Origin of the sequence: Lacibacter sp. H407 (genome assembly GCF_037892605.1) — a bacterium.
Classification (GTDB): domain Bacteria; phylum Bacteroidota; class Bacteroidia; order Chitinophagales; family Chitinophagaceae; genus Lacibacter.
The window spans coordinates 2,258,328-2,272,676 of sequence record NZ_JBBKTU010000001.1 but is presented as its reverse complement, the minus strand read 5'-3'; the positions used below and the strand labels follow the sequence as shown (position 1 = coordinate 2,272,676).

The window sequence follows — 14,349 nt, the reverse complement described above, 5'->3', positions numbered from 1 at the left end:
ACATGAGGCAATTCGTTTTTTTTATATTATTACAATGCTGTTGGTTAACACAGTTACATGCACAGGAAACTGTTGCAGCTGATACAACCATCAAGGGCACACAAACAGATACAACACAGGCATCAACAACAGCAGTGTTGATGAAAGAACATTCGCCCCGCAAAGCCACCATCCGCTCAGCCATTCTTCCCGGTTGGGGACAGGCTTACAATAAAAAGTATTGGAAAATTCCCATTGTATACGGAGCACTTGGAACAGCAGTTGGCTTCTTTGTTTATAATAACAGAGAATACATTGATGCAAGAGATGCCTACCGGAACATGAAAGACAACGACCCATCAAATGATTATCTCATTAAACCGAGATTCAGTCAACGGGATCCGGAAGCAGTGCGACAATACAGAATCGGCGTACGTCAATATGTAGATTATTCAGTACTTGCCTTTCTTTTATTGTGGGGATTGAATGTGGTGGATGCAACGGTTGACGGACATTTGAAAGCATTTGAAGTAAGTGATAACTTATCAATGCAGATCAATCCTACGTATGTGCCGCAAACAAAACAGGCAGCAGTAGGTTTGGTCTTCAACTTCGGTAAAAAATATACAGCGAAGTAATTTACTTTTCTGATAAGCATATAACCAACAACTAAACTAACGGAATGAACATTGCATTGATCGGCTATGGAAAAATGGGGAAAGCCATTCATGAAATTGCAAAACAACGTGGACATGAAGCGGTGTTGATCATTGATGCAGATAACCTGCACGATCTTACTCCCGAAAATATAAAGAAGGCCGATGTGGTAATTGAGTTTACCAGTCCGCATACCGCATTTAAAAACGTAACCTTTTGTTTGCAGCAAAGCGTACCGGTTGTATGTGGTTCAACCGGATGGCTCGACAAACTGGACGAAGCAAAAGCAATTGCAGAAGCTGCAAGAACAGGATTGATCGTTGCCAGTAACTTCAGCGTTGGTGTAAACATTTTCTTTGAAGTAAACAAACGCCTGGCACAACTCATGGCCGGGCAGGATAGTTATGATGTATCATTAAAAGAAATTCATCATACCGCAAAAAAAGATGCACCAAGTGGCACCGCCATATCGTTAGCTGAACAGGTATTGGATGCTGTACCACGAAAAGAAAAATGGGTGAACGATGAAAGCAGTAACGAATCTGACCTCTCCATCATCAGCGAACGCATTGATCCGGCACCCGGCACTCACTTTGTAAAATACAGTTCGGCAGTTGATGATATTGAAATTATCCATACCGCCCATAACCGCACCGGCTTTGCATTAGGCGCTGTATTGGCTGCTGAATTTTTAAAAAATAAAACCGGTTTCTTCGGAATGAAAGAAGTGCTTAACTTGTAAGCACCATGTGGCTGAACCCAAGATCTGCTTTACTTACCCTACTGCTCTTCTGTTGTACCCTGTTCGCTTTTTCGCAGGATACAACGATCGATAGCTTACGTGCAACTGTGCAATCATCTGCTAAAGATGAAACTAAGCTGAAAGCGTATGTGTTGCTCACCGGCAAACTAAGTCTCATCAGTTTTAACGAAACCATCCGCATTGGTGATGAAGGTTTACAACTGGCTGCCAAACTCAACGATTCATTGGCGTATGCCGAGTTGAACCGTTATATCGGTATGGCCAATTACTTTAAAGGCGATTATGAAAAAGCAGCTGCCAGTTATTATGTAGCAGCAGGAGTTTACGAACGCAGCGGCGATCAAAAAGCAGTAGGATATGTGTATAACGATATTGCCAAACTCTACCGTAAAACAAGAGATCTGAAACGGGCTGCTGAAAACTATGAAAAAGCATTAGCAGTGTTCAGAGCTATGAACGATTCAAGTGGTATACAGATGGTGATGAACGAAAGTGGTGTAGTGTACGAATACCAGGGAAATCTTGAAGAAGCGATCCGTCGTTACAAAGCATCGTTACAAATTGCAGAGAATTTAAAAGATGAGGCTGGCAAAGGTTGGTCGCTTTCATTTCTTGCCGGTATTTATACATTGCAAAGTAAATTTTTACTTGCTGAAGATTACAATCTTCAAACCTTAGGCATCCGCCAAAAATTAAAAGACACGTTTGCCATTACAGTCAGCTATGCTGATCTTGGTGTGATGTACAGCGCCTGGGGCAAATATGAACGGGCTGTGTATTATCTCGAAGAAAGCAGTAAGCTGGCTGAAAAAATGCAATACAAAGAATTAATGTCGAACAATTATGCAGAGCTAAGCCGCATTGCCAATGTTACCGGCGATTACAAACGGGCACTTGATTATTACACCTGGCATACACAATTGAAAGATTCGTTGTTCAATGCGCAAAAAACAAGACAAATTGAAGAGCTGAGTACTTTGTATGAAACCAATAAAAAAGAACAGCAGATACAGGTACAGCAACTCACCATAAAAAAAAGAAATAACCTCATCTTCCTCATACTTGGCATTGTACTGCTCGCTGCTGTTATTGCTTATCTTTTTTACAACCGTTACCGTTGGAAACAACAGGTAAAACTGCAAAATGAGATCATGCTGCAACAGGAGTTGGCTGCCAGATCAGTATTGGAAGCAGAAGAAAAAGAACGAAGCCGGATTGCCAAAGACCTGCACGATGGTGTAGGACAAATGATGAGTGCCGCACGTATGAATCTCTCATCGTATTACAACACGGCAAACATTCCGGACCAGGAACAAAACCAATCACTGCAGAATATTATTCAACTGGTAGATGATAGTTGTAAAGAAGTAAGAGCCGTATCGCATAGTATGATGCCGGCCGCTTTATTAAGCAAAGGCTTGCCCGATGCAGTAGCTGAGCTAACTTCAAAAGTGAGCAGCGATGCGTTGAAACTGAATTTTTACAGCGAAGGATTTACTGAACGCTTTAACTCTAACACCGAAACCATTCTCTACCGCATTATTCAGGAATGTGTGAACAATACCATCAAACATGCTGAAGCAACAGATCTGGATATTTCACTCATCAATGATGAAGATGGCATTAGTGTTACCATTGAAGACAATGGGAAAGGATTTGCGTACGATCCGCAGCAGGAGAATGAAGGCATTGGGTTGAGCAATATCCGAAGCCGTATCCAGTTCTTAAAAGGTACTGTTGATTTCGATTCAGCACCCGGAAAAGGAACATTGGTTGCCATTCATGTACCGCATCAAGTAAACGTATAATTTCAACTACTGAAACCATATGCTTTTAAAACATTTCCTGATCATTCCTGTTCTGCTGATTTGCTCAACCTTATTGCATGCGCAGAAAAATAAATCTGTGATCGATAGTCTCGAAAAAATGGTAGCTGTAACCAAAGACAGTCAACTTGTAAAAATTTACAATGATCTTACCTGGGAGTATCGGCTTGTAGATCGTGACAAAGCCATGAACTATGGGTACAAAGCTATTGCACAGGCAAAAAAATCAAACTACCCATCAGGGATCGCACAAGCGTATAATGATCTCGGTATTTTATTATACGATCAGGAGAAGTACGACAGCGCCATTGTCTTTTACCAGGAATCAAATAAGATCAGAAAACAGTTAAACGATGGACTCGGCATTGCAAAATTGTATAACAAGATCGGTATCGTGTATCAGAAAAAGGGTGCGTTTGATAAAGCGTTGGAGAATCAATTGCAAGCCCTCGCACTTTTTTCACAATACAAAAACGATATCGGTGTTTCCTATTCATTAAATAATATCGGTATCCTCAATCAAAATCTTGGCCGGTACGATGAAGCCATTAAATACCAGTTACAGTCAATTGAGATCAAAGAAAAATTAAAGGACAATTACGGTCTTGCCGGTTCGTTTGTAAACATCGCCAACATTTACAAGATCAAAGGCAACGATGCAAAAGCAATTGAGTTTTATAAGAAAGCCATTACCATTAGTCGTGAACTGGGCGATAAAGAATACCTGGCCAATGGTTTAAACAATATCGGATCGCTTTACATTAACCGGCAATTGTACAAGGAAGCACTTGAGGCCATTAATGAATCGCTTCAATTACGTAAAGATCTCAACGATACAAAAGGACAGGTTAGCTGCATGAATAACCTCGGCCTTCTTTTACAGGAACAACGATTATTCGATTCTTCATTAGCCGTTTTAAATGCAGCATTAACGATCGGGAAACCGGCCGACAACTGTTTGCCGGAGATCAATCAAACCTATCTCGCCCTTTCCAGATCGTATGAAGCATTGAATAGAGATGATGAAGCACTGTTAATGTATAAATCGTACGCCAGTACAAAAGATTCGCTGTTTACCGACAACCTCGGCGATAAATTTGCTGAACTTGAAACAAAATATCAAACACTCGAAAAAGAAAAAGAGATCGAACGGCAACAGCATGTGATCGCTGTAAAAAATTATTGGATATCCGGCATTTTGGTTGTCGGCATTCTTCTTGCCTTGTTGATCTTCTCCTATTACCGCCGTAAAAAAATTCAACAGGAAGCAAAGATGCAAAAAGCCGTTTTTGAACAGCAGCAATTAGCGGCAGCGGCTGTAATGGAAGCTGAAGAAAAAGAACGGCAACGCATTGCTAAAGATCTGCACGATGGTGTGGGCCAAATGATGAGTGCTGCTAAAATGAATTTATCTGCATTTGAACAAGACATGCAGTTTCAAAACCCTGAGCATAAGCTTTCGTTTGAACGCATCATCAGCCTTGTTGATGAAAGTGTAAAGGAGGTACGCACCGTATCACACCAGATGATGCCGAACATGTTACTGAAATCGGGTCTTGCAAAAGCAGTAGCTGAATTTCTTGATAAGATCGATCAACGCATCATCAAAGTAAATCTCTACACAGAAGGATTAAATGAGCGGATCGAAGAAAACAGTGAAATTGTATTATACCGTGTAATGCAGGAATGTGTGAACAACGTGATCAAACATTCGGCTGCAACAGAACTGGATATTTCGCTCATTAAAGATAAAGATGGTGTAAGTGTAACAATCGAAGACAATGGAAAAGGATTCGATAAAGATCAATTACCCGAAGAAGCAGGCATGGGACTTAAAAACATGAAAGCACGAATTGACTATTTGCATGGCAGTATCGATTTTGATACGGCGCCAGGCAAAGGAACGTTAGTAGCCATTCATTTACCTGCAGGTAAGAACAAAACAGTTGAACAGTAATTTTTTAATATCTTCGGTCAACCTCACGTATTATGTCTGCCACAAAATATAAATTAGCTATTGTTGATGACCATCAGATCGTGATCGATGGATTACGTTCACTTTTGAAAGGATATGATCAATACGAGATCGTCATTGAATCCAATCATCCCGAAACAATTCCATCGCTGTTACAACAGCAGCAGGTTGATATGATGCTTACCGATGTAATGATGCCGGTAATGACGGGTGTGGAACTTGCAAGAACGGTGAAAAAGGATTTCCCTTCCGTCAAGATCATTGCATTATCGATGAATGGTGAAGGCAGCCTGGTAAACCAGATGATTGAAGAAAGCGACATCAGCGGTTACCTGTTGAAAAATATTGGACAAACAGAATTTATTACGGCCCTTAATAAAATTGCAGCAGGTGGAATTTATTTCAGCGATGAAGTGCTGCAGGAAATGCTCAAAGCCAGCGAACGTAAACAGGTGAACGATGAGAGTAAACTCACCAACCGTGAAGTAGAGATCGTACGCCTCATTGAAAAGGAATACAGCAATAAAAAAATTGCGGAAGAATTATTCCTGAGCGAACGTACCGTTGAAACACACAGAAAAAATATCTTCCGCAAAACAAAAACCAATTCAGTGATCGGGTTAATTAAATATGCCTACGAGCACAAGCTTGTTTAGCGAATGGCAATACCCAGCTTCAGTAATACCGAATTTGATCCGCCATTGGTATTTTTCTTCTGCCATCCATCGTAGTGTACACTTGCATTAAAAATAGAAAAGCTCAACCCCGCACCCACATCATACGCAAAGCGGCTTTCCCGTGCATCAATGGTTTCATCTTTTATCAATCCAACACCGGCATTACCAGTAAGAAATAAATTTTTGATTGGATAAAAACGCACACCCGCTTTCAACGGCACCATTGTTATTTTACCATACGGGTTATAGGTTTCCGGTGCGTACGATTGAAACCCAATGGTACCGGTAATGTACACACTCTCAGCCACACCAAATCCGGCCAATCCTTCGATACCAAATACACTTCTGTAATCGTTTCGCAGATCGCCGAGTGGTGCACCAACAATTACATTACCACCAAAGATGGTATTGCCTTTTTGTGCAAATGTTATGGGCATCAAACCAAGAAAGGCTGCAAGAAGGGAAAACAACATTTTTTGTTTCATAACGTGATTTTAGAAAGCTGTTTTGCCAATATTGTACCAAACACAAAAAGCTGCAAGGCTTGTAATTTCTTTAACAAGACCTTGCAGCTTTTGGAAATAACCGGCAGCAATTATTTTAAGGCCAACCCAAGTTTGAGTAATACCGAGCCAGTATAACCGTTTGTATTTTGTCGTTTCCAGGCATCGTAGTGTACGCTGATCTGTCCAAGAATAATATGCAGACCAACACCCGCATCATACACAAATCTTGTTTCACGGGAATTCATGGTCTCATCTTTCAAAAAACCAACACCGGCATTACCGGTCAGGAATAACATATTAGTGGGGTAAACACGGATACCTGCTTTCAACGGGATCACTGTAATTTTTCCAAACTGGTTACCCTCTTTTTCTTTGTACGACATGTAGCCCAATGTTCCCAGTACAATGAATTTGGAACTGCCGAGGCCCATGGAGCCTTCAATACCGGTGGCACGTTTGTAGCCATTTTTAAAATCACCACTGGGAAAACCAACAATGAGGTTGCCACCCAGAAAGAGATTTGTTTTTTGCGCTCTTGCAGTTTGAAACGAGGCGGCCACGAATATCAGGGCCAGTAAAAATGTGGATTTTGGCATATAGTGAATTTTAAAAATAAAAATAGCAACTTTGCCAACAGACAAAATACCCGCTTCCACTTAGTTTTAAACGAATACAATACGATGCTTTCAAAAAAAACACAGTACGCATTCCAGGCACTGAGCTATATGGCCCAGCAAAAAAACAATGAGCCGTTGTTGATCGCTGATATTGCGAAGAAGAAAAAGATACCGCTCAAATTCTTAGAGAACATTTTATTGCTGATGCGGAAAGATGGCATCCTGGAAAGTAAAAAAGGAAAAGGCGGCGGTTACTATTTTAAAATGAAACCATCGCAGATCACACTGGCACGGGTGATCCGTTTGCTGGATGGCCCCATTGCTCCCCTCTCCTGCGTGAGCTTGCACTTTTACGAACGTTGCAAAAACTGCGATGAAAAACATTGCGGCCTGCACGATATGATGATCACTGTACGGGATGCCAATTTAAAGATCCTGGAAAAGCGAACCGTAGCCGATATTGTGTAATGCAAAAAACAGTAGCCATAACCGTTAGAGGAAAGGTGCAGGGCGTTTGGTTTCGCCGGTATACACTTGAGAAAGCGCAACAATTACAACTTACCGGCACCGTGCGCAACACGGATGATGGCGATGTGGCGGTTGTTGCCACCGGCACCGAAGATCAATTAGCCGATTTTATTGAATGGTGCTGGATGGGCTCGCCCAAGAGCAAGGTTACTTCTGTTACAGTTGATGAGAGAGAGTTGAAGGCATTTGTAGGGTTTGAGGTGGTGAGATGAATTGTTTGCGGACTTGAGTGTACTAACGACAATCTAAAAAATTGAATACTATACGATGGATTTTCAATTATAGTATTTTTCAAGAAATAACATCTTATATAAGGTATATTTTTGTTGCTTGCAACTTTATGAAGATCATAACTTTCATATTGTCATTACCTTTTTTTGGCTGCAATAGTCAAACAAATAATCCTTCAAAACAGTTTGATACAATCGTTGTTAAGAACCAAGCATCAATCGACAAATCTCAAATATATGCAAAAGGAGACAGTGTAATTATATCATCAAAACACTTTGACACAATCAAATATTCAAAAGAGCATTTTAATCAAATAGTTGACAATTTCCCGTCATTATATTCTTCAATTCCCGTAAACCCTGACATTTCCTATGCACAAAGTGGCTACTTCAAAGATATTGTTGAAGATAACGGCAGAAAAAAGCATTTAACATTTGGAAGTGAACAAGGGCAAGATACTTACTACATTTTATACTCGTACTTTTTGAGGCAAAAGCAAAATGAGAAAAGTTTGGATACAGTCAGGGAAAATCTGATAACCATTTACCAAACAATAAATGACATTTTTGGCTACTTACAATATGGTGGAACTTTCTTTGTACATCAATTCAACCGAATAAATGGCTATGCCGAGTATGGAGTTTACGAATACAAGTCGTTTTCGGACATCGATAATAAGCTGGTTGATATTAGAAAACTGAAAAAAAATTACTTAAACTCTTTGAAAGAAATAATTCACAGAGAAATAGAAGCGGACAATGAAATTCCTCAAAGAATCAATAAGAAAGAAAGAGAAAATGAACTTTTAAAGCATGTTGCAACTTTGGACAAATTAATTGACAATAATTTTTATTTAAAGAAAGCTCAGCAGTTTCAATATTCTTATTACTGACGGGAAAAAACCGCTACGCCAACTCTTCTTTCCCAGCACTGTATCCGAATTGACAAGATGAGAACCTTTACCAAAGCATAATGGGGACGGTGCGTAGTAAGGATTCAATACCACATTTACATTGGCACCCGAAAAATAAAAAAAGTTAAATTGTACCATGCAACGTCCTGCCTTGGCTTTTGTACAAGTAATTTTCCAGGTGCAAGCAGAGACGTTGCTCAGAAAAGGAGATGTACTATGCGTTTTACATGTCCCAATTTTAAAGTGCTATTAGTGATCGAATTGTAACCATGACAGAAACAGAAGCTAAAAAAATTGGTAGTCGGCAAGGGCTGGTTTGCGCTGGACTTGGCTTATTTATAGCCCAGCTAACTATGACAACGATGATTTCATCTGACCAAAATCTTTTTAAAGCATTCTTTTGGTTTACAAGAGTAAACTACAAACTGAACCTGTTTATTGGCGTCATTATCTTACTTCTTTGTGGGCACTTCTACGGACAACTTGCAGGCAAAGCTATTTTGATCAAAAAAAGAAATCCCATTTTAGTTGGGTTCTTATGCGGTATGACTGTTTTATTTACAACCGCTTTTGCTTCGAGCTGGACAGGCTTTTTTCAAGAAGGCATTGACAATATTGGCACAAATGACAATCCTTTTGAAGACTACATTTTCAAGCCACTTTATTGGGTGACACTCTTTGGAATTATTCCAGCTTTATTAGTTGGCATTTGGTTCGGTAGACAGATAAAACGAAAGGGACAAAAGCACAACACACAACAAGTGCATCTGCAATAGCATGGCTGACGGAATAAACTTCCTTTGCAGCACTGTATCCCAATAGATAAAGATAAGTGCCTGTACCAAAGCAAAATGGGGCGGTGCTTAGTAAGAATTAAACACATCATTCCCACTCATCACTGAAAAATAAAAAAGCTAAATTGTAGCACGCAAAGTCCTGCGACATTTTCTTTACAAATAACTTATGCTTTGCGGGCAGAAACATTGCTGAGAATATTCATCAACTACCAGGTTACAACTAATGGGAAATATTTTTTGGACAGGCTACACCAACGAAGAACGACATGCATCCATCAACACAATAAAAACGGTGGTAGCAACGCATGGTGACATCGTCGATTTCAAACTCTTTTCTGATATTTCGTTAACAATGACGATTGAAGTGGGCGAAATCAACATAGACCAACTGTACAACGAATTGGCAGCTACGATCAGCATGGATAAATTTGAATACCTGCACTCCTCTTCAAAAAAAGAACGAACCGTTTATTTGAATATTACATTTACCAAAAGCACCGGCAATTTGATCATTGAAACACCTGCTGTGCCGGGTTGAAAATGCGATGCAACGAAAAATTCGGCAGAAGAAGCTTTATAAATTTATCCGTACATCCCTCAAATCTTTTTTGTACTTTTTAGCAAAGAAAACCGCTCATGAAACGAAGTGATTTTTTACAAACATCCGCTGCACTTGTTGGCAGCAGTCTCCTGCCTTTTCACAGCTCAGCAGAAAACAGTAAAACAGGTAAGATACGCTTTGCCTATGTCACCGATATTCATGTAAAACCTGATGCTGTTGCTGAAGCAGGTATGGCAAAAGCGTTTCAACATGTGCAATCATTAAAAGAAAAAGTTGATTTTATTATCAATGGCGGTGACTCCATTATGGATTCACTGGATGCAGATAAACAAAAAACAAAAACACAATGGGATCTGTTTCACTCGATCCTGAAGAAAGAAAACAGTCTGCCGGTTTATCATTGTATCGGCAACCACGATGTGTGGGGCTGGTTCATTAAAAACGACCGGCCCGAAGCAGATAAGCTGTATGGCAAACAATGGGTGGTTGAAACATTGGCGTTGCCAAAACGCTATTATAGCTTTACAAAAAACAAATGGCAGTTTATTATACTTGACAGTACACAACTAAATCCTGCGGGCGGCTATATTGCTTATGTTGATCCTGCGCAACTGGATTGGCTGCAACAGGAACTGAACAATGCAAAAGATAAATTCATCTGTATTGTTTCGCACATCCCCATTTTATCAATTTGTGCAGGTTTATTCTTTAATAAAACAGAAGCCAATGGCGACCTGAAGATCCAACGCAACCTGATGCACACCGATTTTTTTGCGTTGAAGAAACTATTCCTGGGAAATCCCAATATTAAAGTCTGCTTAAGCGGTCATATTCACTTACAGGATGAGGTGGATTATCTCGGTGTGAAATATTTTTGCAACGGAGCCGTTTCAGGCAATTGGTGGAAAGGTGCGTTCCAGGAATTTGAACCTGCCTATGCAGTGTTTGATTTTTATGATGACGGAACGTTCGCCAGAAAAATGATGAAGCTTTCGTAACTAAAAAATCAGTTGATCATTTCCAGTAAGCATGCAGAAATTCAAAGCAACCATTGAACTGATCGGGATCAACCCATTTGTATTTGTTCCTGAAAAAATACTTGCTGCTGTTTTGCAGGAAGCAGGCAAAGAAAAAGGACCCATCCCAATAAAAGGTGTGATCAATAAAACCCCTTACCGACAAACATTGGTAAAGTATGCCGGGCATTGGCGCTTATACATCAACACCATCATGTTAAAAGATTCACCGAAACGAATTGGTGAAACCGTATCCATCAGTATTGCATTTGATCCCGCCGACAGGAAATTAAATATGCACGAAGGACTTGAGAAAGCATTGGCAAAGAATAAAACGGCAAACAAAAATTTCAAACAGCTACCTGCATCCCGTCAACAGGAGATCATCCGTTATATTTCCAATTTAAAAACAGCAGCAAGTGTTGAACGAAATATTACAAGAGCCATCAACTTTTTGAGTGGCAACGGAAGTTTTGTTGGCAGGGAGTCGCTTTGATAGGGTCGGGGCGCTAAAAGCGACCTGAACCATCTATCCGTTCCAATCGTTCAGGCCGGCGAAACCGTCCAGATTGTAATAAAAAAATCCCTCAGCAAATGCTGAGGGATTTCTATTTCAAATGATCGGAATTTCGACTATCACTCAGGATTAACCAAGCTTTGCTTTCAGGTTTGCATCAATTGCATCCAGGAATTCTTCTGTATACAAATAATGATCGCCGTGATTTACTTTGTTGCCATGCACACATACAGCAAGATCTTTTGTCATCTTACCGCTTTCTACTGTTTCAATACAAACAGCTTCCAATGCATTTGCAAAATTGATCAACGGTTGGTTGCCATCTAATTTGCCACGGAAAGCCAACCCACGTGTCCATGCAAAAATAGATGCAATCGGATTTGTAGAAGTTGGACGACCTTTCTGGTGCTCACGGTAGTGACGTGTTACGGTACCATGTGCAGCTTCTGCTTCCATTGTTTTACCATCAGGTGTAACCAATACAGAAGTCATTAAACCAAGTGAACCGAAACCTTGTGCAACGGTATCACTTTGTACATCACCATCATAGTTCTTACAAGCCCATACAAAATTGCCGTTCCATTTCAATGCACTCGCAACCATGTCATCAATTAAACGATGTTCGTACACGATGCCTGCTTCAACAAACTGTGCTTTGAATTCGTTTTGATAGATCTCTTCAAAAATATCTTTGAAACGTCCATCATATTTTTTCAGGATGGTATTTTTTGTAGAAAGATACAACGGCCATTTTTTGCTAAGCGCCATATTGAAACAGCTGCGTGCAAAACCCATGATACTTTCATCGGTATTGTACATGCTCATTGCAACACCATCGCCTTTGAAATTATATACTTCAAAAGTTTGTGGTTCGCCACCACCTTCCGGTGTAAAGGTCATGGTTAACTTTCCTTTGCCTTTGATCACCGTATCAGTTGCACGGTATTGATCACCAAATGCATGACGACCAACAATGATGGGTGCTGTCCAGTTTGTAACCAAACGTGGGATATTATTGATAACGATCGGCTCACGGAATACTGTACCATCTAAGATGTTGCGGATAGTTCCGTTCGGGCTCTTCCACATTTGTTTGAGTTTAAACTCTTCTACACGTTGCTCATCTGGAGTAATGGTAGCGCATTTGATACCAACGCCATATTGTTTAATTGCATTTGCAGCATCGATCGTTACCTGGTCATTGGTTTCATCTCTGTACTCAACACCAAGGTCGTAGTATTTAATATCCAGTTCGAGATAAGGAAGAATTAATTTCTCTTTAATAAATTTCCAGATGATCCTTGTCATCTCATCACCATCCAGTTCAACAACCGGGTTGGCTACTTTAATTTTCGCTGCCATCAGTTTAGTCTTTAAATGTTAAGTAATTCAAACAATATGATTGTTCACAGCAACCTTTACATGCAGGTGGTTGATGCCCCTGTTTTTTCAGGGTCAGCAAAGATAGTTGTGTAACACGAAAAAGTAAGCGGTTATTCTGCCAGTAAGGAGCGGATGGTACGATAAAACTCAGCTTTATACTCGGTATAGAAATCGCCTGTGCCCGGGCCATAGAAGCCTTGGTGAATTTTGGCAACGTTCCCGTTCTTTGAAAGAAAGATCGTTGTTGGAAACGAACGAATAGGAGTTAGCTGCGGTAATGTTTTTTCTGTCCGTTGTTCATCACTTGTAGTTGTGGGAGTAATAAGCACAGGATATTGAATACCGAAGCGTTTAATGAACTTTTGTACACTTGCTTTGGAACGGTTGAAATCGGTACTGTATTCATAAGCCAGTGCTATCACTTCAACTCCTTTGTTTTTATATTCCTTGTAAAAGCTGCTAAGGAATTTACTTTCGTCCATACAGTTGGGGCACCAGCTTCCCATGATCTGTATTACCACTACTTTATTCTTAAACCGTGCATCATTGATGGAAATATTTTTTTCATTCACATCTTTGAACGTGAAATTCAATTTGCTTTCTCCGGGCTTAAGCTCCGTAGTCTGCGTAGTATCGGGTAAGACCGCTTTTTCGTTTTTTGTTGCACGCCATTTTTCAGCGGGTACAGCACTGCTGTAATATATACCGTTCTTTATTTCGTTACCGCTGATGGTTGCAGTAAAAAGATAGGCATGACTACCATCGAAACAACTCAGCAATAAACTATCACCATCTACAACGCCTTCTAAAAAACGATAGTCGCCGCTTGGTGTTAAAAACGTTCCGGTTAATGCAGAACCTTTTTGTTGAAACTCTGCAATGGCCGGGCGGTCTGTTCCATTGGGCCTTGTAAAGGAAACCTGCCAACGACCGGTACTGTTTTCAGTAGCAGCCTTTGTTACAGCGAAACGTTCTTTATTTCCATACACAAACTCAACGGGAAACTCGAGCAGTTTTAAACTTCCTGCTTTAAACCACTTGCCAACCAGTTTTCCATCTTTCTGTATTTGCAAGCGAAAGAATGATTCAAAGAAGGGCATTTCAATGTTTACGGAATCGCCTTTCAGTTTAATATCATCCACCAATAAACGCTCTGCAGCATTGCGGATATACATCACCTGTTTTCCATTCTTCAATTGCACTTCTGCATTGAAAATAATTTCTGCACCATCTTCACGAACAATAGTAGCACGATACCAACCTGTGAGCAGTTTGCTCGTAGATTGAGTAAACACTGTTGTACTGAAAAAAAGAGCCACTATTATTGAAAGTAAAACTTGCTTCATGTAAATACCAGATTTTTCGCTCATGCTTATCATTAAAAAACGAAGCTGCAAGGTAA

16 protein-coding genes are annotated in these 14,349 nt (G+C 40.2%); 12 read left to right on the top strand and 4 right to left on the bottom strand.

The window, feature by feature from the left end:
* Window positions 1-2 precede the first annotated feature (2 nt).
* From WG989_RS09855 to WG989_RS09835, 5 genes are read left to right on the top strand one after another with little or no spacing between them, the layout of a single operon-like run.
* Window positions 3-617, top strand: a complete 615-nt coding sequence (locus WG989_RS09855; protein ID WP_340429093.1) for a DUF5683 domain-containing protein — start codon at window positions 3-5, stop codon at window positions 615-617.
* Between the two features lie 44 nt (window positions 618-661).
* Window positions 662-1,378, top strand: coding sequence for a 4-hydroxy-tetrahydrodipicolinate reductase (dapB, locus tag WG989_RS09850; protein WP_340429091.1), 717 nt, complete (start codon window positions 662-664; stop codon window positions 1,376-1,378).
* A gap of 5 nt (window positions 1,379-1,383) precedes the next feature.
* A complete protein-coding gene (locus WG989_RS09845) occupies window positions 1,384-3,207 on the top strand; it encodes a tetratricopeptide repeat-containing sensor histidine kinase (RefSeq protein ID WP_340429090.1) in 1,824 nt (607 codons plus the stop codon).
* 19 nt (window positions 3,208-3,226) lie between these two features.
* On the top strand, window positions 3,227-5,182 hold the full coding sequence (locus WG989_RS09840; RefSeq protein WP_340429088.1) for a tetratricopeptide repeat-containing sensor histidine kinase: 1,956 nt from the start codon (window positions 3,227-3,229) through the stop codon (window positions 5,180-5,182).
* A 32-nt stretch (window positions 5,183-5,214) separates the two neighbouring features.
* A complete protein-coding gene (locus WG989_RS09835) occupies window positions 5,215-5,856 on the top strand; it encodes a response regulator (RefSeq protein WP_340429087.1) in 642 nt (213 codons plus the stop codon).
* Here the strand turns inward: WG989_RS09835 and WG989_RS09830 are convergent.
* Both WG989_RS09830 and WG989_RS09825 read right to left on the bottom strand, forming a co-directional pair.
* Window positions 5,853-6,362, bottom strand: coding sequence for a hypothetical protein (locus WG989_RS09830; RefSeq protein WP_340429086.1), 510 nt, complete (start codon window positions 6,360-6,362; stop codon window positions 5,853-5,855). The genes WG989_RS09835 and WG989_RS09830 overlap by 4 nt on opposite strands.
* A 110-nt stretch (window positions 6,363-6,472) precedes the next feature.
* The gene (locus WG989_RS09825; RefSeq protein ID WP_340429084.1) at window positions 6,473-6,979 is read right to left on the bottom strand and encodes an outer membrane beta-barrel protein; all 507 of its coding nucleotides are present in this window, start codon (window positions 6,977-6,979) and stop codon (window positions 6,473-6,475) included.
* An 84-nt stretch (window positions 6,980-7,063) separates the two neighbouring features.
* Between WG989_RS09825 and WG989_RS09820 the strand changes: the two genes are divergently transcribed.
* From WG989_RS09820 to WG989_RS09790, 7 genes are all read left to right on the top strand, one after another.
* Complete coding sequence (locus tag WG989_RS09820) at window positions 7,064-7,468, top strand: RrF2 family transcriptional regulator (protein WP_340429083.1); 405 nt, start codon at window positions 7,064-7,066, stop codon at window positions 7,466-7,468.
* Window positions 7,468-7,740, top strand: a complete 273-nt coding sequence (locus WG989_RS09815) for an acylphosphatase (protein WP_340429081.1) — start codon at window positions 7,468-7,470, stop codon at window positions 7,738-7,740. The genes WG989_RS09820 and WG989_RS09815 overlap by 1 nt, the downstream gene beginning before the upstream one ends.
* A gap of 128 nt (window positions 7,741-7,868) precedes the next feature.
* Complete coding sequence (locus WG989_RS09810) at window positions 7,869-8,651, top strand: hypothetical protein (protein ID WP_340429079.1); 783 nt, start codon at window positions 7,869-7,871, stop codon at window positions 8,649-8,651.
* Between the two features lie 290 nt (window positions 8,652-8,941).
* Window positions 8,942-9,448 carry a hypothetical protein gene (locus WG989_RS09805; protein ID WP_340429078.1) on the top strand — a complete coding sequence of 169 codons (507 nt, stop codon included), beginning with the start codon at window positions 8,942-8,944 and terminating at the stop codon, window positions 9,446-9,448.
* A gap of 244 nt (window positions 9,449-9,692) precedes the next feature.
* Window positions 9,693-10,007, top strand: coding sequence for a hypothetical protein (locus WG989_RS09800; protein ID WP_340429076.1), 315 nt, complete (start codon window positions 9,693-9,695; stop codon window positions 10,005-10,007).
* 98 nt (window positions 10,008-10,105) lie between these two features.
* Entirely contained in the window at window positions 10,106-11,029 is a 924-nt protein-coding gene (locus WG989_RS09795) for a metallophosphoesterase family protein (protein ID WP_340429075.1), read from the top strand.
* A 31-nt stretch (window positions 11,030-11,060) separates the two neighbouring features.
* Window positions 11,061-11,543: a YdeI/OmpD-associated family protein gene (locus WG989_RS09790; RefSeq protein WP_340429073.1), complete on the top strand. Its 483-nt coding sequence runs from the start codon at window positions 11,061-11,063 to the stop codon at window positions 11,541-11,543.
* Between the two features lie 150 nt (window positions 11,544-11,693).
* Here the strand turns inward: WG989_RS09790 and WG989_RS09785 are convergent, their stop codons facing one another.
* Together WG989_RS09785 and WG989_RS09780 are read right to left on the bottom strand one after the other, a co-directional pair.
* Window positions 11,694-12,926, bottom strand: a complete 1,233-nt coding sequence (locus WG989_RS09785) for an isocitrate dehydrogenase (NADP(+)) (protein WP_340429071.1) — start codon at window positions 12,924-12,926, stop codon at window positions 11,694-11,696.
* Between the two features lie 131 nt (window positions 12,927-13,057).
* Window positions 13,058-14,293 carry a TlpA disulfide reductase family protein gene (locus tag WG989_RS09780; RefSeq protein WP_340429069.1) on the bottom strand — a complete coding sequence of 412 codons (1,236 nt, stop codon included), beginning with the start codon at window positions 14,291-14,293 and terminating at the stop codon, window positions 13,058-13,060.
* Between the last annotated feature and the right edge of the window lie 56 nt (window positions 14,294-14,349).

What these genes read in the sequence shown, in the direction of transcription:
- WG989_RS09845 (WP_340429090.1), top strand. Translation starts at nt 1,384, where the DNA reads ATGTGGCTGAACCCAAGATCTGCTTTACTTACCCTACTGCTCTTCTGT.
- WG989_RS09805 (WP_340429078.1), top strand. Translation starts at nt 8,942, where the DNA reads ATGACAGAAACAGAAGCTAAAAAAATTGGTAGTCGGCAAGGGCTGGTT.
- WG989_RS09795 (WP_340429075.1), top strand. Translation starts at nt 10,106, where the DNA reads ATGAAACGAAGTGATTTTTTACAAACATCCGCTGCACTTGTTGGCAGC.
- dapB (WP_340429091.1), top strand. Translation starts at nt 662, where the DNA reads ATGAACATTGCATTGATCGGCTATGGAAAAATGGGGAAAGCCATTCAT.
- WG989_RS09800 (WP_340429076.1), top strand. Translation starts at nt 9,693, where the DNA reads ATGGGAAATATTTTTTGGACAGGCTACACCAACGAAGAACGACATGCA.
- WG989_RS09825 (WP_340429084.1), bottom strand. Translation starts at nt 6,979, where the DNA reads ATGCCAAAATCCACATTTTTACTGGCCCTGATATTCGTGGCCGCCTCG.
- WG989_RS09785 (WP_340429071.1), bottom strand. Translation starts at nt 12,926, where the DNA reads ATGGCAGCGAAAATTAAAGTAGCCAACCCGGTTGTTGAACTGGATGGT.
- WG989_RS09830 (WP_340429086.1), bottom strand. Translation starts at nt 6,362, where the DNA reads ATGAAACAAAAAATGTTGTTTTCCCTTCTTGCAGCCTTTCTTGGTTTG.
- WG989_RS09820 (WP_340429083.1), top strand. Translation starts at nt 7,064, where the DNA reads ATGCTTTCAAAAAAAACACAGTACGCATTCCAGGCACTGAGCTATATG.
- WG989_RS09790 (WP_340429073.1), top strand. Translation starts at nt 11,061, where the DNA reads ATGCAGAAATTCAAAGCAACCATTGAACTGATCGGGATCAACCCATTT.
- WG989_RS09810 (WP_340429079.1), top strand. Translation starts at nt 7,869, where the DNA reads ATGAAGATCATAACTTTCATATTGTCATTACCTTTTTTTGGCTGCAAT.
- WG989_RS09835 (WP_340429087.1), top strand. Translation starts at nt 5,215, where the DNA reads ATGTCTGCCACAAAATATAAATTAGCTATTGTTGATGACCATCAGATC.
- WG989_RS09780 (WP_340429069.1), bottom strand. Translation starts at nt 14,293, where the DNA reads ATGAAGCAAGTTTTACTTTCAATAATAGTGGCTCTTTTTTTCAGTACA.
- WG989_RS09815 (WP_340429081.1), top strand. Translation starts at nt 7,468, where the DNA reads ATGCAAAAAACAGTAGCCATAACCGTTAGAGGAAAGGTGCAGGGCGTT.
- WG989_RS09840 (WP_340429088.1), top strand. Translation starts at nt 3,227, where the DNA reads ATGCTTTTAAAACATTTCCTGATCATTCCTGTTCTGCTGATTTGCTCA.
- WG989_RS09855 (WP_340429093.1), top strand. Translation starts at nt 3, where the DNA reads ATGAGGCAATTCGTTTTTTTTATATTATTACAATGCTGTTGGTTAACA.